At 74.4% G+C, this 18,318-nt stretch carries 15 protein-coding genes; 7 read left to right on the top strand and 8 right to left on the bottom strand.

Annotation, left to right across the window (positions count from 1 at the left end; genetic code table 11):
• Window positions 1-226: 226 nt before the first annotated feature.
• Entirely contained in the window at window positions 227-676 is a 450-nt protein-coding gene (locus tag K7862_RS23960; RefSeq protein WP_222965914.1) for a PTS sugar transporter subunit IIA, read from the top strand.
• A gap of 4 nt (window positions 677-680) precedes the next feature.
• Entirely contained in the window at window positions 681-2,351 is a 1,671-nt protein-coding gene (gene ptsP / locus K7862_RS23955) for a phosphoenolpyruvate--protein phosphotransferase (RefSeq protein WP_222965912.1), read from the top strand.
• Window positions 2,352-2,518: 167 nt separating this feature from the next.
• Here ptsP and K7862_RS23950 read toward each other — a convergent pair whose 3' ends face one another.
• Both K7862_RS23950 and K7862_RS23945 read right to left on the bottom strand, forming a co-directional pair.
• Window positions 2,519-3,487: a DUF8829 domain-containing protein gene (locus tag K7862_RS23950; protein WP_222965910.1), complete on the bottom strand. Its 969-nt coding sequence runs from the start codon at window positions 3,485-3,487 to the stop codon at window positions 2,519-2,521.
• Window positions 3,488-3,527: 40 nt separating this feature from the next.
• Complete coding sequence (locus K7862_RS23945; RefSeq protein ID WP_308012150.1) at window positions 3,528-4,850, bottom strand: MFS transporter; 1,323 nt, start codon at window positions 4,848-4,850, stop codon at window positions 3,528-3,530.
• A 58-nt stretch (window positions 4,851-4,908) separates the two neighbouring features.
• Between K7862_RS23945 and K7862_RS23940 the strand changes: the two genes are divergently transcribed.
• Window positions 4,909-6,237 (top strand): aminotransferase class I/II-fold pyridoxal phosphate-dependent enzyme, encoded by a 1,329-nt coding sequence (locus tag K7862_RS23940; protein WP_222965908.1) that lies wholly within the window; start codon window positions 4,909-4,911, stop codon window positions 6,235-6,237.
• Window positions 6,238-6,298: 61 nt separating this feature from the next.
• Here K7862_RS23940 and K7862_RS23935 read toward each other — a convergent pair whose 3' ends face one another.
• Window positions 6,299-8,338, bottom strand: coding sequence for an acetoacetate--CoA ligase (locus tag K7862_RS23935; protein WP_222965906.1), 2,040 nt, complete (start codon window positions 8,336-8,338; stop codon window positions 6,299-6,301).
• Window positions 8,339-8,599: 261 nt separating this feature from the next.
• Between K7862_RS23935 and K7862_RS23930 the strand changes: the two genes are divergently transcribed.
• Window positions 8,600-10,981, top strand: a complete 2,382-nt coding sequence (locus K7862_RS23930; RefSeq protein WP_222965905.1) for a glycoside hydrolase family 31 protein — start codon at window positions 8,600-8,602, stop codon at window positions 10,979-10,981.
• Here K7862_RS23930 and K7862_RS23925 read toward each other — a convergent pair.
• Window positions 10,948-11,526, bottom strand: coding sequence for an NUDIX domain-containing protein (locus K7862_RS23925; protein WP_222965903.1), 579 nt, complete (start codon window positions 11,524-11,526; stop codon window positions 10,948-10,950). The genes K7862_RS23930 and K7862_RS23925 overlap by 34 nt on opposite strands.
• 60 nt (window positions 11,527-11,586) lie before the next feature.
• On the opposite strand from K7862_RS23925, the gene K7862_RS23920 reads away from it, so the two are divergent.
• Window positions 11,587-12,387 (top strand): M15 family metallopeptidase, encoded by an 801-nt coding sequence (locus K7862_RS23920; RefSeq protein WP_222965901.1) that lies wholly within the window; start codon window positions 11,587-11,589, stop codon window positions 12,385-12,387.
• On the opposite strand, the gene K7862_RS23915 is transcribed toward K7862_RS23920, so the two are convergent.
• From K7862_RS23915 to K7862_RS23905, 3 genes are read right to left on the bottom strand one after another with little or no spacing between them, the layout of a single operon-like run.
• Window positions 12,312-13,643, bottom strand: coding sequence for an adenylosuccinate synthetase (locus tag K7862_RS23915; protein ID WP_222965899.1), 1,332 nt, complete (start codon window positions 13,641-13,643; stop codon window positions 12,312-12,314). The two genes, K7862_RS23920 and K7862_RS23915, sit on opposite strands and share 76 nt — an antisense overlap.
• Window positions 13,636-14,559, bottom strand: coding sequence for a hypothetical protein (locus tag K7862_RS23910; RefSeq protein ID WP_222965897.1), 924 nt, complete (start codon window positions 14,557-14,559; stop codon window positions 13,636-13,638). The genes K7862_RS23915 and K7862_RS23910 overlap by 8 nt, the downstream gene beginning before the upstream one ends.
• 39 nt (window positions 14,560-14,598) lie before the next feature.
• Window positions 14,599-15,477 carry an NUDIX hydrolase gene (locus K7862_RS23905; RefSeq protein ID WP_222965895.1) on the bottom strand — a complete coding sequence of 293 codons (879 nt, stop codon included), beginning with the start codon at window positions 15,475-15,477 and terminating at the stop codon, window positions 14,599-14,601.
• Between the two features lie 161 nt (window positions 15,478-15,638).
• On the opposite strand from K7862_RS23905, the gene K7862_RS23900 reads away from it, so the two are divergent.
• Entirely contained in the window at window positions 15,639-15,998 is a 360-nt protein-coding gene (locus K7862_RS23900) for an Mpo1-like protein (protein ID WP_222965893.1), read from the top strand.
• A gap of 106 nt (window positions 15,999-16,104) precedes the next feature.
• Window positions 16,105-17,664, top strand: coding sequence for a glycerol kinase GlpK (gene glpK, locus K7862_RS23895; RefSeq protein WP_222965891.1), 1,560 nt, complete (start codon window positions 16,105-16,107; stop codon window positions 17,662-17,664).
• A 9-nt stretch (window positions 17,665-17,673) separates the two neighbouring features.
• Here the strand turns inward: glpK and K7862_RS23890 are convergent, their stop codons facing one another.
• On the bottom strand, window positions 17,674-18,282 hold the full coding sequence (locus K7862_RS23890) for a GTP-binding protein (protein WP_222965889.1): 609 nt from the start codon (window positions 18,280-18,282) through the stop codon (window positions 17,674-17,676).
• Window positions 18,283-18,318 lie beyond the last annotated feature (36 nt).

Genomic DNA, 18,318 nt, shown 5'->3' with positions numbered 1-18,318 from the left:
ACCCCTTTGCCGTGAACGGCTCCGAGACGTGCGTTTCCGCTGTCTCGTCGAGGCGGTTGTGCCAACGTACTGGACGGCCCTGCGCGGAGCAAATCCGGGGTGCGGTTCCGGACGCGGCGGCGCCGGACGGAATCCGCACTTGACATGACTTAGGCTGCTCTCGCGGCTCGCCGTCCCGTGACAGTAAGTGACGGCGTCTTGATCTCCGCACGTGAGGAGGCATCTCATGACGACCGTTTCATCGCCACTGGCCGGCCGGGTCATCGGGCTCGAGGCGGTGCCGGACCCTGTGTTCTCCGGCGCCATGGTCGGACCCGGTACCGCGGTGGACCCCGCGCGTGAGCCCGGTGAGGCGGTGTCCCCGGTGGACGGCGTCATCGTCTCGCTCCACCCCCACGCGTTCGTCGTGGTGGACAGCGAGGGCCACGGGGTACTGACGCACCTGGGCATCGACACGGTGCAGCTCAACGGCGAGGGCTTCGAACTGCTGGTGTCCAAGGGCGACAACGTGACCCGCGGGCAGGCCATCGTGAAGTGGAACCCCGCCGCGGTCGAGGAGGCGGGGAAGTCCCCGATCTGTCCGGTGGTGGCCCTGGAGGCCACGGCCGAGGCCCTGGAGAACGTGCGGGACGGCGGCGACGTCCTGTCCGGCGAGACCCTCTTCGACTGGAAGTAGCGAGATGGAGACAACGCTGCGAGGCGTCGGTGTCAGCCACGGCGTGGCGATCGGCGAGGTACGGCACATGGGCACCGCGGTGCTGGAGCCGCCGGCCAAGCAGATCCGGCCGGACGAGGCAGAGCGTGAGCAGGGCCGTGCCCGGCAGGCCGTCGAGGCGGTGGCCGCGGACCTGACGGCGCGCGGGCACCTGGCCGGCGGCGAGGCGCAGGCGGTGCTGGAGGCCCAGGCGCTGATGGCCCAGGACCCCGAGCTGATGGCGGACGTCGAGCGGCGGGTGGCCGTGGGCAGTACGGCCGAGCGCGCGGTGTACGACGCGTTCGCCTCCTACCGGGCCCTGCTGGCGGGTGCCGGCGAGTACCTGGCCGGCCGGGTCGCGGACCTGGACGACGTGCGGAACCGCATCGTGGCGCGGCTGCTGGGTGTGCCGATGCCGGGGGTGCCGGACAGCGACGAGCCCTATGTCCTCATCGCGCGTGACCTGGCTCCGGCCGACACCGCGCTGCTCGACCCGGCGCTGGTGCTCGGGTTCGTGACGGCGGAGGGCGGGCCGACGAGTCACAGCGCGATCCTGGCGCGGGCGCTTGGGGTGCCGGCGGTCGTGGCGCTGCCGGGCGCCGAGGAGCTCGCCGAGGGCACGGTCGTGGCGGTCGACGGGAGCACGGGTGAGGTGTTCGTCGAGCCGAGTCAGGAGAAGCGGACGGCGCTGACCGCGGCGGCGGCCGAGCGGAAGGCGGCGCTGGCCGCGTCCTCCGGGCCGGGTGCGACGTCCGACGGGCACAAGGTGCCGCTGCTGGCGAACATCGGCGGGCCCGCCGACGTGCCCGCGGCGCTGGAGGCCGGCGCGGAGGGCGTGGGCCTGTTCCGTACCGAGTTCCTCTTCCTGGACGACTCGGCGAAGGCGCCCTCGGAGGACAAGCAGGTCGAGGCGTACCGGCAGGTACTGGAGGCCTTCCCCGAGGGGCGGGTCGTCGTGCGGGTGCTGGACGCGGGCGCGGACAAGCCGCTGGACTTCCTGACGCCGGCCGACGAGCCGAACCCCGCGCTGGGTGTGCGGGGGCTGCGGACGCTGCTGGACCATCCCGAGGTGCTGCGGGCGCAGTTGCGTGCGCTGGCCAGGGCGTCGGAGGGGCTTCCGGTGTACCTGGAGGTCATGGCGCCGATGGTGGCGGACCGCCAGGACGCCAAGGCGTTCGCGGACGCGTGCCGGGAGGCCGGGCTGGCGGCGAAGTTCGGCGCGATGGTGGAGATCCCGTCGGCGGCGCTGCGGGCGCGGGCGGTGCTGCAGGAGGTGGAGTTCGTGTCGCTGGGCACGAACGACCTGGCGCAGTACACGTTCGCCGCGGACCGTCAGGTCGGCGCGGTGTCGCGGTTGCAGGATCCGTGGCAGCCGGCGCTGCTGGATCTGGTCGCCATGGCGGCCGAGGCGGCGAAGGCCGAGGGGAAGAGCTGCGGGGTGTGCGGTGAGGCGGCCGCCGATCCGCTGCTGGCCTGTGTGCTGACGGGTCTGGGCGTCACCAGCCTGTCGATGGGGTCGGCGTCGATCCCGTATGTGCGGGCGACGCTGGCGAAGTACACGCTCGCGCAGTGCGAGCGGGCGGCGGCCGCGGCTCGTGCCACGGACAGCGCCGAGGACGCGCGGCGGGCCGCGCAGGGGGTGCTGTCCGGCGAGTAGCGGCCGGGTCCCGGTGGGGACGGCACCCCTGCTACGGATGCCGGGCCGCGTTCGGTTCCGCGAAGGGCGCTTCACCGTCGGGTTGAGCGCCCTTCGCCGTCCCGCCGCTCTTCGTCCGTCCTCGCCGGACTAGCCTGACTCCCCTGACCAGGGGTCGGCCAGGGGGTTCAGGCCAGGTCTCCCGGCAGGGGTGGGGGCAGGGGGATGCCCGGGGCGTAGCGGACGCCGGGTTCGGGGGGCACGGGGTCGCCGGTGCCGGGGTCGGTGCAGTACGCGTTGAAGACCTCGGCTTCGGTGAGGGGGTGTGGTTCGCCGCCGCGCAGGGTCCAGCCGCGGACGGTGTCGGTGCCGCCCGGGTCGGTGGTGCGGATGACCAGCCCGCCGGGGTGGTGGGTGGCGGCTCCCGCGGCGATGACCGTGCACAGCACGAGTCCGTCGGTGTCCGTGAGCCGCAGGTCGCCGTCCTCGTCGGCGTCGACGCGGGCCGCGGCGAGCAGCGGTGGTCCGTCGCCGGCGGGCAGGCTGGCGACCACGTGGTGGCTGCCGGGTCCGAGTGCCTCGAGGAGCCGGACCAGGGTGTGCGAGGCGCGGTCGAAGGCGCAGTGCGCGAGTTCCTCCCCGCAGTCGGCGCAGCGGCCGGCGTCGATGAGCAGGTCGGTGGCGCGTTCCCAGGTGGCGCGGCGTTCGCTCTCGCGGGTGAGCGCGTCACGCAGGGCGTCGAGGGGCTGGCGGGCGTAGGGGACGCTGGGACCGGTGGTGGTGGCTTCGGCGGTGTAGTGGGTGCGGGTGGTGGGCGTGTCCGGGGGCCTTCGGGTGCTCGCGCAGTAGTCGGCGTAGGTGCCGGGGTCGAAGCGGGTGACGGCGACGTGGGTGCCGCGGGCGTGGAGGCTGCGCAGGAAGGCGTCCACGTGGTGGAGGTACCGGCCATAGTCGCGGAACGGGAAGCTGGGGTAGCCGGTCATGGCGGTGAAGTCGCCGTGGTCGACCAGGAGTCCGAGCACGGTGGGCGCTTCGGTGCGCAGCGCGCGCCGCTGGTCGGTGCGGCCGGCGGGCCTGGTGCGGCGGGTGGCGCGGCGCTTGCGGGCGCGGTCGTGGCGGCGGTGGGCGGTGCTGCGGCGGCCGGTGGTGTGGGCCATGGTTCCCCCTCGGTCCGGGACGCTGGCGTCCCTGTGCTGTCTAGTGCTCACTCACCGTAATCGGCACCTCTGACAGCGGGGGTACGGCGAGGTCGGGGACGGGGGCGGCGAGCCGCCGGAGCACCAGGCGTCGCTGGAGGAGCGCGGCCGCGGCGAGAACGGCGCCGAGGGCGAGCCAGCCGGCCGGTCCGGTCGCGATGACCACGGAGGTCATGAGGAACGGGCCGACGCAGCGCGCGGTGGACTGGGCGAGTCCGTGGACGCCGACGTAGGCGCCCTGTGCGTCGGCCGGGGCGAGGTGGACGGACAGTTCCCAGGAGATCGACGACTGGATCATCTCGACCATGGTGAGGGCGACGGCCGATCCGATGACGGCGAGGGCGGCTGCCCAGCCGGCGTGGACGACCGCGGCCGCGGTGACGGCGCCGCACATCAGGAACCACATTCCGGTCGGCCGCAGGGCGTCGGCGGCGGCCCGCGGGGTCCCGGCGTGCCGGGACAGCCGGACCTGGAGGACCACGACGATGACGGTGTTGATGACGAACACCGCCGCGGCCAGCCCGTGCGGTGCCGTGGTGCGGGTGATGATCCACAGCGGCAGGCCGACGCTGAGCGCGCTGCCGTAGAGGAACATCACCGCGTCCGTGGCGGCGTACGCGAGGTACCCGCGGTCCTTCCAGGGGCCGCCGGCGGTCCGGCGGCGGGCGGGTGCGGCGACCGGGCCGGTGCTGGTGCGGGCGACGACGGTCCGGGTGGCCGCCGGCGGTTCGGCGCACCGCGCGACGAGGACGGCGACCAGGACGAAGGAGAGGGCGTCGCCGAGCAGCAGCGCGCGGTAGACGGCGGTGGTGCCGAAGGCGAGGGCGGTGGAGGCGGCGAGACCGCCGAAGGTGTACCCGACGTTGACGACGGTGCGCTGGACGGCCTGGTAGCGGGCGCGGTCGGGGCCGGCCACGCGGGCGGCGAAGATCTTGGTGAGGACGGACGCGGAGCGCTCGCCGAAGCTCCCGGCGGCCACCAGCGGCAGGAGTTGCCAGAAGCCGTGGGCGAGCAGCATCAGGAAGCTGGAGGCGCCGCGCACGATCTGCACGCCGAGCAGGACGCGGGTGAGCGGGAGGCGGTCGGACAGCCGGCCGGTGAGCGGCGGTCCCGCGATGCCGAACGCGCCGCCGATGCCGAGCAGGAGGCCGGTGCGGCCGGGGCTGAGTCCGGCGACCACCACGAAGTACAGGGCGGTGACGGAGACCCAGAGCCCGGAGCCGGTCTTGTCGACGAGGTTGATCCACAGCATCCGGCGGCCGTCGGGGCCTCCCGGCAGTGGCGGGATCGACGGGATCCGCGGGATCCCCGGCCTCCGCTTCACGGCATCACGTCCCTGTCCTCGCTTGCCGATTCTTTTGTATTGGTACAGAATTGCTTCTGTGACGATACAATATGGGATCGGTGGGGCCACCGCCAGGGAGATTTCCGCGTCCGCCGAACGGGCCGTGACCGAGGGCCGGTTGCGGCCCGGCGAGTCGCTGCCCCCGGTGCGCGTCCTGGCGGACGGGCTCGGTGTGAGCCCCGGGACGGTCGCCACGGCGTACAAGGAGCTGCGGGCCCGCGGCATCGTGGTGACCCGGGGCCGGGGCGGGACCGTGGTGGCCCCGGCGCCGTCCGTGGCGTCGCGCCGGCCGCCGCGGGTGCCGGAGGGGCTGCGCGACCTGGCCGGCGGGCATCCGGATCCGGCCTTCCTGCCCGAACTCGTGCCCCCGGGACGGCTGTCGCCGGGCGCCCGCTCGCACCGGGCCTCGCCGCGCATGCCCGAACTGGAGAAGCTGGCCCGGGCGTGGTTCCGGCGCGACGGCGTACCGGACGCGCACGTCACGTTCGCGCACGGCGCGCTGGACTGCGTCTCCCGGCTGCTGTCGGTGGAACTGCGGCCCGGCGACGCGGTCGCGACGGAGGACCCGGGCTTCCACCATCTGCTGGATCTGGTCCCGGCGTTGGGCCTGCGCACGGTCGCGGTCGAGGTGGACGACGAGGGCATGCGCCCGGAGGGGCTGCGCTCGGCGCTGCGGGCCGGCGCCCGCGCGGTGGTGCTCTGTCCGCGAGCGCAGAATCCCTTCGGGTCACGCGTGTCCGCCGCGCGCCGGCGGGACCTGCTCGCGGTGCTCGCGGAAGCCCCGGAGGTGCTGGTGGCGGAGGACGACCACAGCGCGGACACCGCGGGCGGCCCGCTGCACTCCCTGACCACCGCGGGACCGGACGGCCCGGCGCGCTGGGCACAGATCCGTACGGTCTCCAAGCATCTGGGCACCGACCTGCGATGGACCGCGATGGCCTGCGACGCGACCACCCTGGCCCGGCACGACGGCCGCCTGCTGCTGACCTCGGGCTGGGTGAGCCATGTGCTGCAGGAGACGGTCGTGCGGCTGATGACCGACCCCGCGACCACCGCTCTGGTGGAGGCGGCGTCCGCCGCCTACACCGAGCGCAGGCAGGCTCTCGTCGCGGCGCTCGCCGGGCACGGGATCGGCGCGCGCGGCGTGAGCGGGCTCAACGTCTGGGTGCCGGTGCGGGACGAGTCCGCGGTCGTCAACGGACTGCGCTCGCACGGCTGGTGGGTGGCCGGCGGCGCCCGGTTCCGGATCGGGTCCGCACCGGGGGTGCGGATCACCACGGCGGAGCTGGAACCGGGCGACGCGGTGCGGCTGGCGGACGACTTCGCAGGCGTCCTGGCCGAGACGCTGAGCACGTACGGGGGTTGAGCACGTACCGGGGTTGAGCACGCACGGATTGAGCACGTACGGGGGTTGAGGCCCCGAGGCGCTACGGCCGGCGGTCGCCGGAGCGTTCGGCGGCGAGGTGCTCGTAGAAGCGCAGCACCCCCAGGTCGTCCACCGAGCCGGGGTTGACGGCCTTGTCCATGGCCGTGCCCTGCAGCAGCCGCTTCACCGGGACCTCGATGCGCTTGCCGGTGAGGGTGTGCGGGACTCCGGGGACGGCGATCACCTCGTCGGGCACGTGCCGCGGCGACAGTTGGGCGCGGATGGCGGCGCGGATGCGGTCGACGAGTCCCTGGTCGAGTTCCGCGCCCTCGGCGAGCTGCACGAACAGCGGCATCCAGTAGCCGCCGTCGGGCTGTTCGATGCCGATGACCAGTGACTCACGGATCTCCGGCAGCCGTTCGACCACCTCGTAGATGTCGGCGGAACCCATGCGCACACCCTGGCGGTTGAGCGTGGAGTCGGAGCGCCCGTGGATGATCACCGTGCCGCGCGAGGTGAGGGTGATCCAGTCGCCGTGGCGCCACACGCCGGGGAACATCTCGAAGTAACTGTCGCGGTAGCGGCTGCCGTCGGGGTCGTTCCAGAACCGGATCGGCATCGACGGCATCGGGTTGAGCACGACGAGCTCGCCGACCTCGTCGACGACCGGCCGGCCCTGCGCGTCCCACGCCTGCAGATCGGTGCCCAGGCACGGCGCCTGGAGCTCCCCGATGTACACCGGCAGGGTGGGCACTCCCCCGGCGAAGCAGCTGCACACGTCGGTGCCGCCGCTCACCGAGGCGATCCACAGGTCCTGCTTCACCTCGTCGTGCAGCCAGCGGAAACCGTCGGGCGGCAGCGGGGACCCGGTGGTGGCCACACAGGTGACGGCCGACAGGTCGTGGTCGCGGCCGGGGTGGATGCCCGCCTTGCGGCAGGCGATGACGTAGGCGGCGGACGTGCCGAAGACGGTCGTGCCGGTCCGCTCGGCGACCTGCCACTGGGCGTCGACGGTCGGGTAGCCCGGGCTGCCGTCGTAGAGCACCACGGTGGCGCCCGCCAGCAGCCCGGACACCAGGAAGTTCCACATCATCCAGCCGGTGGAGGTGTACCAGAAGAAGCGGTCACCGGGGCCGAGGTCGAGGTGCAGGCCGGTCTGTTTGAGGTGCTCCAGCAGGATGCCGCCCTGGGACTGCACGATGGCCTTGGGCAGCCCGGTGGTGCCGGAGGAGTACAGCACCCACAGCGGGTGGTCGAACGGCACCTGCTCGTAGACCGGTTCGGGGGCGTCCGCGACGAGCGCGGCCCAGTCAAGGGCGCCTTCGGGCGCCTCGGTGCCGATCAGCGGGATGTGCACGGTGGCCCGCAGCGAGGGCAGTTCGGCGCGCAGTTCCGCGACGACGCCGGTGCGGTCGTGGACCTTGCCGCCGTACCGGTAGCCGTCGACGGTGAACAGCACGACGGGTTCGACCTGCTGGAAGCGGTCGAGGACGCTGCGGGCGCCGAAGTCCGGCGCGCAGGAGGTCCACACCCCGCCGACGGCGGCGGTGGCCAGCAGCGCGACGACGGCCTGCGGGATGTTCGGCAGGTAGCCGCTGACGCGGTCGCCCGGGGTCACGCCGAGGCGCCGCAGGGCCGCGGCGAGCGAGGCGACCTGCCGGCTCAGCTCGGCCCAGCCGACCGTCCCGGTCTCGTGGCTCTCGTCGAGGTGCATCAGGGCCGGCTCACCGGCCCTGGCCGGGTCCAGGGCGGGCCGCAGGGCGTGCTCGGCGTAGTTGACGGTGGCGCCGGGGTACCAGCGGGCGCCGGGCATCGCGGGGTCCGCCAGCACCTGCTCGGACGGCGTGCCGAAGCGCACGTCGAACCACTCGGTGACCGCCGTCCAGAAGGCGTCGGGCTCGCGGACCGACCAGGCGTGCAGCGCCGCGTAGCTCGCCCGCGGGTCGCCGCTGTCGCGCGCCGGGGCGCCGTGGCGCCCGGCGGCCCGGTCCTGGAAGCGGGTGACCTGCGCCCGGGCGATCCGCTCGGGGCCGGGGGTCCACAGCGGATGCGGCTCGGCGGCGGGCTCCGTGCCGGCGGCGGACTCGGGCGTGGTGGTCATGGGGCGGCTCCCGGACGGTACGCGTCGTTGCGTGTCTGCAGGGCGGCCGGGACGCGGGGTCCGCCCGGTCGGCGGGGCCGCGGATCGGCCGGCTCCCGGGCGGGGGTCTCCCGCCGCGGGGGGCTGGGCAGGACGATGCCATGTGATCGTCTTCGGCGCCAGACCGGGCCCGGGTGCGGGGCCCCCGATCGGGGCCCCCTCCAGGTGAACGGTGTCTGAACGGGCGGCGCCGCGGCCGGGAGCGGTGAAAGGCTGGGAGGTATGGACGCTCGGGACCTGCTGCGGTCGGTACGGATGGCGGGTTCCGCCAGTGGCTTGCGCGCGACGCGCGCGGCGTGGCGCACCCGGCGCCTGGACGCCCGGGACCTGCCGCGGCGCGGCCAGGAACGGGCCCGGGTGCCCGGGCCGGCCGTGGACGCGGAGGCGATGCCCGGCGGCGGCGTGGTGCGCTTCGCGCGGTCGCGCCTGCAGATCCGGGTCGCGGTCGGCGGGGCGCTGTTCTGCGGCTGGGACGGCGCGGGACCGGAACCGTCGTACGCGCTGGCCCCGGCGGGGGCGCTGCACGGAGGTGCGGGCGGCGGGCTGCCGGAGCCCGACAGCCGGGCGGTGCTGGAACCGGACAAGGACGGCTGGCGGGTGGTGTCCGAGCGGATGACCGTCGCCGTCTCCACGCACGGCGCGGTGGAGATCCGCACCCCCGGCGGGCTGCTGCTGCGCCGCGAACTGCCGCCGCGGTGGTGGGACGCGGCCGGTCCGGACGAGGCCGCGCCGTCGCGCTGGGTGCAGCGCTCGCAGACGCCGGCGGACGCGCGGGTGTACGGCCTCGGCGGGCGCGCCGGCGGGCCGCGGCTGGCCGCCGGCACCTACCGGCTGTGGAACACCGACCCGGGCGGCGCGTTCGGGCCGGGTGACGACCCGCTGTACGTCACGATGCCGGTGCAGTTCGTCGTCGCCGACGCCGGCTGCCATCTGGTGTTCCACGACAACAGCTGGGACGGGCAGGTGACGCTGCGCGACGGCGAGGAGGGCGCGGGCTCCGGCCACGACCGGCCGGGCGGCTGCGAGGTGCGGATGGACGGCGGGCCGCTGCGGTACTGGGTGGTCGCCGGGACTCCCGCGCGGGTGCTGTCCGGCTGGACGGCGCTGACCGGCCGGCCCGCGCTGCCGCCGCGGTGGGCGCTGGGGCACCACCACTCGAAGTGGGGTTTCGGCTCCCAGCAGGAGGTGCGCCGGGTGGTGGCCGGCTACCGGGAGCGGGACCTGCCGCTGTCGGTGGTCCATCTGGACATCGACCACTACGACGGGCACCGGGTCTTCACCGTCGACCGGCGGGCCTTCCCCGATCTGCCGGGCCTGGCGCGGGAACTGGACGGCCAGGGGGTGCGGCTGGTGTCGATCGTGGACCCGGCGGTGAAGGCCGAGCCGGGTCTCGCGGAGTACGACGCGGGTCTGGCCGCCGGCGCGTTCGTCCAGGACGCCCGCGGCCGCGAGGTCGAGGGGGTGGTGTGGCCGGGCAGAGCGGTGTTCCCGGACTTCACCGATCCGAAGGTCCGCCGCTGGTGGGGCGGCCTGTACGCCGAGCGTCTCGGGCAGGGCTTCTCGGGTTTCTGGCAGGACATGAACGAGCCGGTGTCCTTCGCCGCGTTCGGCGATCCGTCGCTCCCCCGCTCGGCCCGCCACAGTCTGGAGGGCCGCGGCGGCGACCACCGCGAGGCGCACAACGTCTACGCGCTGGCGATGGCCAGGGCCGCGTACGAGGGGCTGCGCGAACTGCGGCCGGAGCAGCGGCCTTTCCTGTTCTCGCGCTCGGGGTGGGCGGGCATGCAGCGGTACGGCGGCACCTGGTCGGGTGACGTGGCCACCGGCTGGGAGGGGCTGCGCGCGTCGCTGGCGCTGGTGCTGGGCCTGGGGATGTGCGGGGTGCCGTACTCAGGGCCGGACGTCGGCGGGTTCACCGGCGCGCCCTCGCCCGAGCTGTATCTGCGCTGGTTCCAACTGGGCGCGTACCTGCCGCTGTTCCGCACCCATTCGGCGATCGACGGGGGCCGGCGCGAGCCGTGGGCGTTCGGCCCGCAGGTGCTGGAGCACGCCCGCGCCGCGCTGGCGGGGCGGACGCGGCTGATGCCGTACCTGGAGACGCTGGCGCACATCGCGCGCGGCACGGGCGCGCCGTACGTGCGTCCGGTGTGGTGGAACTCGCCCGGCGACCGGGCGCTGCGGGAGTGCGGGGACGCCTTCCTGCTCGGCGACGCGCTGCTGGTCGCCCCGGTCATGGAGCCGGGATCGCGCCGGCGGGCGGTGCGGCTGCCGCGCGGCCTGTGGTACGACACGGCGACCGGCCGGGCGCACCGCGGACCGGCCCAGGTGCTGCTCGACGCGCCTCTGGACCGCATCCCGGTCCTCGCGCGCGCCGGCACCGTCCTGCCAGTCGCCGGGGCGGACGGCGCGATCGAGCTGGAGGCGTGGGCGCCGCGGACCGGGCGGTCCGGCAGCGGCGTGGTGTTCACCGGTGACCCGGAGGGCTGGGCGCCGCCGCGGATGGAGCGGTTCGTCTGCCGCTGGGACGACGGCCGGGTGGTCGTCGAGCAGGACGGCGGCGGCGACCCGCCCTACCGGGTGCGGGTGCGCGGGGCCGGCGCGTAGCCGCCGGCGAACCAGCGGCGGGCCGCCACCGTGTGCAGCGGGAAGCCCAGGTCGGCCGGTTCCGGCAGCAGTTGGTGGCCCTCGGTCTCGTCGGTGGCGACCGACGGCGGCAGGTCGGCGGCGGCGCGCTCCGGCAGCAGGCCGAAGAGCAGCAGATAGCCGCCGGCCTCGTCGGTCAGCGCGTCGGCCAGGGTCACCTCGCCGGCCGCCGCGATGATGCCCGTCTCCTCGGCGAGTTCGCGCACGACCGCCTGTTCCCAGCTCTCGCCGAAGTCGATGAAGCCGCCGGGCAGGGCCAGCAGACCGCGGCTGGGCTCGATCGTGCGGCGGATGACGACCAGGGCGGTGCGGTCCCCGTCGCGGACCGGGACCAGGGCCACGGCGACCGGCAGCGGGTTGCGGTACGCCCAGCTCCCGCAGGACGCGCAGCGGCGCGGCCAGCCGGTGCCGGTGGGGTAGCGGGCGCCGCACGCGGAGCAGTGCGAGTCCCTGACCGGCGTGCGCGGAGAGGCGGCTGACGGGGCGTCGGTTTCGGCGTCGGACACGCCCGGACTGTATCCGATCGTCTTTCGCGGCGTGCCCGCCTCCTGATAGGGATGGGCGGCATGCCGAAACTCACCACGGTGCTGCGCACGCTCGCCCTGCCCGTCGCCGCGCTGCTCGCGGTCGCCACCGGCGGCCCCGCCCAGGCGCGTCCCGAGCCCAAGGCGCCCCCGCAGTTCGTCGCCCTGCACGACGTGGACCCGACGATCATCCAGGAGATGCGCTACATCACCCCGCACAACTTCACCGGCGCGCCGGTCGACGGCTACCGCAAACCGATGTGCGTCCTGACGCGGGCGGCGGCCGAGGGGCTGCACCGGGTGCAGAGCGGGCTGCTGCGGCGGGGCTACTCGCTGAAGGTGTACGACTGCTACCGGCCGCAGCGCGCGGTCGACGACTTCGTCGCCTGGGCGCAGGACCTGGGCGACCAGACGATGAAGGCCGAGTTCTATCCGCGGGTCGACAAGACCCGGTTGTTCGCGGACGGTTACATCGCCGAGAAGTCGGGGCACAGCCGCGGCAGCACCATGGACCTCACGGTCGTCCGGCTGCCGGCCCTGCCCACGCGCGCCTACCGGCCGGGTGAGCCGCTGACCGCGTGCTACGGGCCGAAGGACCAGCGGTTCCCGGACAACTCGATCGACATGGGCACCGGCTTCGACTGCTTCGACACCCTGGCCCACACCCTCGACCCCCGCGTCCAGGGCGTCCAGCTCGCGAACCGGCTGCTGCTGAAGAACGCCATGGAGGCCCAGGGCTTCACCAACCTGCCCGAGGAGTGGTGGCACTACACGCTCAACGGCGAGCCCTTCCCGGACACGTACTTCGACTTCCCCGTGGACCGCAGGTCCCTCAGCTCCTGACGGGCCGGCCCCGACGAGGTCAGCAGCACCGGCGCGCCCAGCAGCCCGCCGAGGGCCGCGACCCAGTCGCCCGGCGCGCGGCCGGGGGTGTCCCACAGCGCGGGCGCGGCCCGCAGCAGGCGTCCGGTCAGCTCCGCCTGGTGGACCAGGTCCTGGGGCGGGCCGGGCGCCAGCCGCTCGACGAGCGTGCCGTCGACGCCGTAGGCGCGGCAGATCCGCAGGGACCGGCAGCGCGTCACGGCGTCGAGGTGGGTGACGGCGAGGGCGTCCACGCCGCCGCACACCTCGACGGCGTAGGCGTGCGCCACGGCGTCGAAGTGACCGATCCGGAACGCGCCCTGCCAGCGGCCGTGGCCGTTGTGCGGCTCGGGCAGCAGCGGGGGCAGTTCGGCGTTCTCGGTGACCAGCGGTCCCGGGCCGTGGCGAGTGGTGTAGGTGCGGACGACGCCCAGCCGCAGCGCGGAGTCGGGCCGGCCCGCCTCCGCCAGCAGCGCTTCGGCGTTGGCGAAGGTGGTGGTGGACCAAGTGGTGTACGGGTGGAATCCGCGCCACTCGTCGAGCAGGACGCCCTGGGCGCCTTCGAGGACCAGCGGTCCGCGGCGCGCCAGCCGGGCCAGGTGGTCCTCGCCGGTGAGGGTGACGGCGCGGGCGAACGCGGTGAACACCTCCACGCAGTCCTCCACCGGCGGGGCCGGCAGCGGGCCGAGTTCGTCCGCGAGCCGGTCCCTCAGCAGCCGCAGCAGCCGCAGCAGCCGGGGCCGTGAGGCGCAGTCCCCGACGGTCGGCGCGTCCTGCGGGTGCGCCAGGGCGTAGGCGGCGGTCTCGCCGACGCCCATCCCGCAGGAGCCGTGCCGTGCGGTGCCGCGGGCCCGTTCACGCAACCGGTTGGCGGCCGCGTGGTACGGCGTGGTGAGCAGCGCCCGGCGGTCGGCGCTGAGCAGCGCGTAGGGGTCCGGCACGCCGAGGGACCGCAGGTGGTCGGCCTCGGCGGCCAGCGCCGCCGGGTCGACGCAGCAGAACCGGGACAGGTGGCTGGGCACGCCGCGCAGCGTGCCCGAGCCGAACTGCGCGAAGGTGTGGTGCCGGCCGTCCTCGGTGACGACGTTGTGCGCGGCCTGGGCTCCTCCGTTGAAGCGGACGACCGCGGTGAACTCCCCCGTGCGGCACAGCCGGTCGACGACCGCGCCCTTCCCGGCGTCGCCGTAGCCGAGGTCGACGACGACGGTGTGATCGCCGGGGACCGGGGCGCTAGGCACGGTCCGCGACCGGCCGCAGGGCGCGCGCCACGCTGGCGCCCGCGGTGGAGCCGATCTCGTCGAGGTCGGCGAGCCCGGCGGCCAGGTCGATGGCCTCCTCGCCGAGTCCGACGGTCAGCGCGATGGTCTCGCAGACGGCGTCCAGGTCGTCGAGTTCGATGACGTTCTGGCCCAGCAGCCGCCGCCAGACGCCGAGCACCTCGGGGTTGCCGGCGTACGAGGCGCCGGCCGGCAGGATGTAGAACACGTGGTACCTGCGCCGGAGTTCGGCGACGATCTCGGTGACGGGGACGTCGCGTTCGGCCGGCTCGCCGAGGACCGCGCGGATCTCGCGGGCCTTCACCTTGCCGTACGGCATCTCGTCGCCGATCAGGAAGAGGTAGCCGCGCCGCCCGCGCTTCTCGTGGCAGTCCAGCGAGGTGTGCCGGGCCATGGCGTACATGGCCAGTTCGTAGGACTCGGTCATCTGGCCGCCGCCTCCGCCCTCCAGCAGGATGTTGCCGAGGTCGTCGTCCATGCGGTTGTCGGACTCGAACTGGCCGAGCTGCAGCGGCACCCGGTCGCACGTCGCGTCGCCGACGGCCCCGAAGAGGATCTGCGGGTGCTCGGTGTAGCGCTTGCGGAGCAGCAGGCCGAACAGGTCGGGCAGCTTGGTCTGCAGGACCCTGGGGACGCCGCCCATCGAACCGGTGACGTCGAAGAGCACGGCGATGGCCAGCGAGGCCGGGTGCTCGGCGGAGTCGCGGCTCTCCCGCACGGTCAGCCCGTGCGGGTCGAGCGACGGGTGGGCCTTCCAGCTCCTGCGCGGCGCGGAGGCCCTGATGCGGTCGTCGTAGGCGAAGGCGTCCTGGCCGGAGGCGGCGCGGTACCGCGCGGCGGCGTCGTAGACATCGGTGGACCAGCGTCCACTTCCCATGGTTGTCCCCCTTGACTGGATGGGTGTGCGGGGCGGTGCTCAGCGCACGTCGGCCTCGCGGTCCGGGCGCAGCAGCGCCGGGTGCAGCCGGCGGGCGTCCCCGGCCCGGTACAGGCGGGCGCGGGGCCCGCCGCGGCTGCCGGGGCGGGTGCCGGTCTCGCCGGTGGACTCCACGAAGCCGGGGACGGACAGCACCTTGCGGTGGAAGTTGCCCGCGTGCAGGGGCGTGCCCCAGACGGCTTCGTAGACGGCCCGCAGATCGCTGATGGTGAAGGTCTCGCCGAGGAAGGCGGTGGCGAGCGGGGTGTACTCGATCTTGGCCCGCGCCCGCTCCAGGCCGTCGGCGAGGACGCGGTCGTGGTCGAACGCGAACGGCGTGCCGGCGGGCCCGGGAGGGAGAGGCCGGCGGCCGGTACCACCCCCGTGGGTTCCGGTCCGCCGACCCTGTCCGATGGGACGCGAGGGTGCCGATGACGGTTGCCCGGCCGGGGAGATCGCCGGGACGGGCAGCCACTCGGCGCCCGCGGCGTCGCCGCCGGCGGTGGCGTCCGGCAGTCGCGGGGCGAAGGCCAGGTAGGCCACGGACACCACGTGCATCCGCGGGTCGCGGTCCGGCCGCCCGTACGAGCCGAGCTGTTCGAGGTGGACGCGGCCGAGCGCGGCGGCGTCCAGGCCGGTCTCCTCGGCGAGTTCGCGTGCCGCGGCCTCGTCCAGCGACTCCTGCCCGGCCCGCACGAAGCCGCCGGGCAGCGCCCACTCCCCCGCGAACGGCGGCCCGCCGCGCCGCACGGCCAGCACGTGCAGCCGTCCCTCCCGCAGCGTCAGCGCGACCACGTCCACGGTGACCGCGATCGGCGCGAAGTCCCGCGGATCGTACGCCGCGAGGAAGTCGCGCTCCTCCTGCCCCCGTCCGGTCACGTCGTCCCCCCGTTCCTCCTGGCCGGGCGGGCGATCACGCTCGCGGCCGGTCGTCCGCCGGTCGTGCCCCGCCAGTTGTTCTCAAACTGAGTCTTTCTCAGTACGAGAAGAACGTACCACGACCTCCTGACAACGTCCAGGCCCGGCGCTACGGTGCGGACATGACCAAGCAGACCTTCTCCTCCTTCGAGGAGTTCTGGCCGTACTACGTGGCCATGCACTCCAAGGCCGCGACCCGCTGGGTGCATCTGGCGGGCACGCTGACCGGCCTGGCGGTGACCGGCTACGGCCTCGCCCGCGGCCGCCTGAAGTACGCGGCCGCCCTGCCGGTGATCGGCTACGGCACCGCCTGGCCGGCGCACTTCCTGATCGAGGGCAACAACCCCGCGACCTTCGGGCACCCGGCGTGGTCGCTGCGCGGCGACGTCAGGATGATCACCACGATGCTGGCCGGCCGCGACGCGGAGCTGGCCGAGACCGCCGCCAAGTGGCTGGCGGAGAACGGCGTCCGGGACGACTGACCCGCTCCGGCTCCTTGACGCTCCGTCGGCGCGGGACAACACTTCCGGCACACACCGGAGGCTGACGCACGAACTCCCGTAGGAACCGGGCAGGGGGAGCGCCGACATGAGCGACCAGAACCCGCGTTACGTAGCCGCCATCGACCAGGGCACCACGTCCACCCGTTGCATCGTCTTCGACGCGCACGGCCGCGTCGTCGCCTCGGACCGCCGCGAGCACCGCCAGATCCTCCCGAGGCCCGGCTGGGTCGAGCACGACGCGACCGAGATCTGGGCGAAGGTCCAGGCGGTCGCCGCGGGGGCGCTGGCCAGGGCCGGGCTGCGGCCCGGCGACCTCAGCGCACTGGGCATCACCAACCAGCGCGAGACGACGGTGCTGTGGGACCGCGCCACCGGCCGCCCGGTGCACAACGCGGTCGTCTGGCAGGACACCAGGACCGCGGCGCTGTGCGCCGAACTCGGCGGCGCCGAGGGCCAGGACCGCTTCCGCGAGGCCACCGGGCTGCCGCTCGCGAGCTACTTCTCCGGGCCGAAGGTGGCGTGGCTGCTCGACCACGTTCCGGGTCTGCGCCGGCGGGCGGAGCTCGGCGAGATCGCCTTCGGCACCGTCGACTCCTGGCTCGTCTGGAACCTGACCGGCGGCGCCGCCGGCGGGGTGCACGTCACCGACGTCAGCAACGCCTCACGCACCCTGCTGATGAACCTGGACACCCTCGACTGGGACCCGGCGATCCTCGCCGCGATGGACATCCCGGAGGCCGTGCTCCCCCGCATCGTCTCCTCGGCCGAGGTGTACGGCACCGCGACCGGGCGGCTGGCGGGCGTGCCGGTCGCCGCCGCGCTCGGCGACCAGCAGGCCGCCCTCTTCGGGCAGGCCTGCTTCGACGTCGGCGAGGCGAAGAACACCTACGGCACCGGCAGCTTCCTGCTGCTCAACACCGGCAACCGCCCGGTCCCGTCCAAGAACGGGCTGCTCACCACGGTCGGCTACCGGCTCGGCGCCGACCGCCCGGTGTACTGCCTGGAGGGGTCGATCGCCATCACCGGCGCCCTGGTCCAGTGGCTTCGCGACCAGCTCGGCGTGATCAGGACCGCGGCGGAGATCGAGCCGCTCGCCGCGAGCGTCCCGGACAACGGCGGCGCCTACGTCGTGCCGGCCTTCTCCGGCCTGTACGCCCCCTACTGGCGGGCCGACGCCCGCGGTGTGATCACCGGGCTGACCGGCTATGTCACCCGCGCCCACCTGGCGCGCGCGGTCCTGGAGGCGACGAGCTGGCAGACCCGCGAGGTCGTGGACGCCATGCTCCAGGACTCCGGCGTGCCGCTCACCTCGCTGAAGGTCGACGGCGGCATGACCGCCAACGAGCTGCTGATGCAGCACCAGGCGGACGTGCTGGGCGTGCCGGTGACGCGGCCGGTGGTCGCCGAGACGACGAGCCTCGGCGCCGCCTGCGCGGCCGGTCTCGCGACCGGCGTGTGGGACGGCCCGGAGGCCCTGCGCGGCCGCTGGGAGGCCGACGCCACGTGGACACCGCGGATGGACGCCGCCACCCGGGAGCGGGAGTACCGGCGCTGGCGCAAGGCGGTGGAGCGCACCCTCGGGTGGATGGACGAGGACGAGCAGGGGGCGGCGGCGGCCCGGGGGCCGGACCGGTCGACGGTCTGACGGGCGACCTCAGGTCGCCGCGGGCTGCCTGCGGTCCTCGGCGACCTTGGCGGCGTGCTCGACGACCGCGATCAGCACGGTCTTGGCGGAGTCCCGGTCGCGCGCGTCGCACAGCACGACGGGCACCCCTTCGTCCAGGTCCAGCGCGTCGCGGACGTTCTCCGGGTCGTGCACCCGGGCGCCGTCGAAGCAGTTGACGGCGACGGTGAACGGGATGCCGCGGCGCTCGAAGTAGTCCACCGCCGCGAAGCAGTCCTCCAGCCGCCGGGTGTCGGCGAGCACCACGGCGCCCAGCGCGCCCTGGGCCAGCTCGTCCCACAGGAACCAGAAGCGGTCCTGCCCGGGCGTGCCGAACAGGTAGAGCACCAGGTTCTCGTTGAGCGTGATCCGCCCGAAGTCCATGGCCACCGTGGTGGTGCGCTTGGACTCCACGCCCTCGGTGTCGTCGACCGGGCGGCCCAGCTCGCTCAGCGCCTCCTCGGTGCGCAGCGGGCGGATCTCGCTGACGGCGCCGACGAGCGTGGTCTTGCCCACCCCGAAACCGCCCGCGACCAGCAGCTTGAGCGCCACCGGTTCCGCGGCGGGCGGCGTACGGCGGTCGGAACGCGCGAAGGCCATGGTCTCTTCTCTACTTCCCTGCGGTCATACGGGACT

Origin of the sequence: Actinacidiphila acidipaludis (assembly GCF_019890725.1) — a bacterium.
Taxonomy (GTDB): Bacteria; Actinomycetota; Actinomycetes; order Streptomycetales; family Streptomycetaceae; genus Actinacidiphila; species Actinacidiphila acidipaludis.
This window is presented reverse-complemented; position numbering and strand designations above follow the sequence as displayed.

What these genes read in the sequence shown, in the direction of transcription:
- K7862_RS23960 (WP_222965914.1), top strand. Translation starts at nt 227, where the DNA reads ATGACGACCGTTTCATCGCCACTGGCCGGCCGGGTCATCGGGCTCGAG.
- ptsP (WP_222965912.1), top strand. Translation starts at nt 681, where the DNA reads ATGGAGACAACGCTGCGAGGCGTCGGTGTCAGCCACGGCGTGGCGATC.
- K7862_RS23950 (WP_222965910.1), bottom strand. Translation starts at nt 3,487, where the DNA reads ATGGCCCACACCACCGGCCGCCGCAGCACCGCCCACCGCCGCCACGAC.
- K7862_RS23935 (WP_222965906.1), bottom strand. Translation starts at nt 8,338, where the DNA reads ATGACCACCACGCCCGAGTCCGCCGCCGGCACGGAGCCCGCCGCCGAG.
- K7862_RS23930 (WP_222965905.1), top strand. Translation starts at nt 8,600, where the DNA reads ATGGACGCTCGGGACCTGCTGCGGTCGGTACGGATGGCGGGTTCCGCC.
- K7862_RS23920 (WP_222965901.1), top strand. Translation starts at nt 11,587, where the DNA reads ATGCCGAAACTCACCACGGTGCTGCGCACGCTCGCCCTGCCCGTCGCC.
- K7862_RS23910 (WP_222965897.1), bottom strand. Translation starts at nt 14,559, where the DNA reads ATGGGAAGTGGACGCTGGTCCACCGATGTCTACGACGCCGCCGCGCGG.
- K7862_RS23900 (WP_222965893.1), top strand. Translation starts at nt 15,639, where the DNA reads ATGACCAAGCAGACCTTCTCCTCCTTCGAGGAGTTCTGGCCGTACTAC.
- glpK (WP_222965891.1), top strand. Translation starts at nt 16,105, where the DNA reads ATGAGCGACCAGAACCCGCGTTACGTAGCCGCCATCGACCAGGGCACC.
- K7862_RS23890 (WP_222965889.1), bottom strand. Translation starts at nt 18,282, where the DNA reads ATGGCCTTCGCGCGTTCCGACCGCCGTACGCCGCCCGCCGCGGAACCG.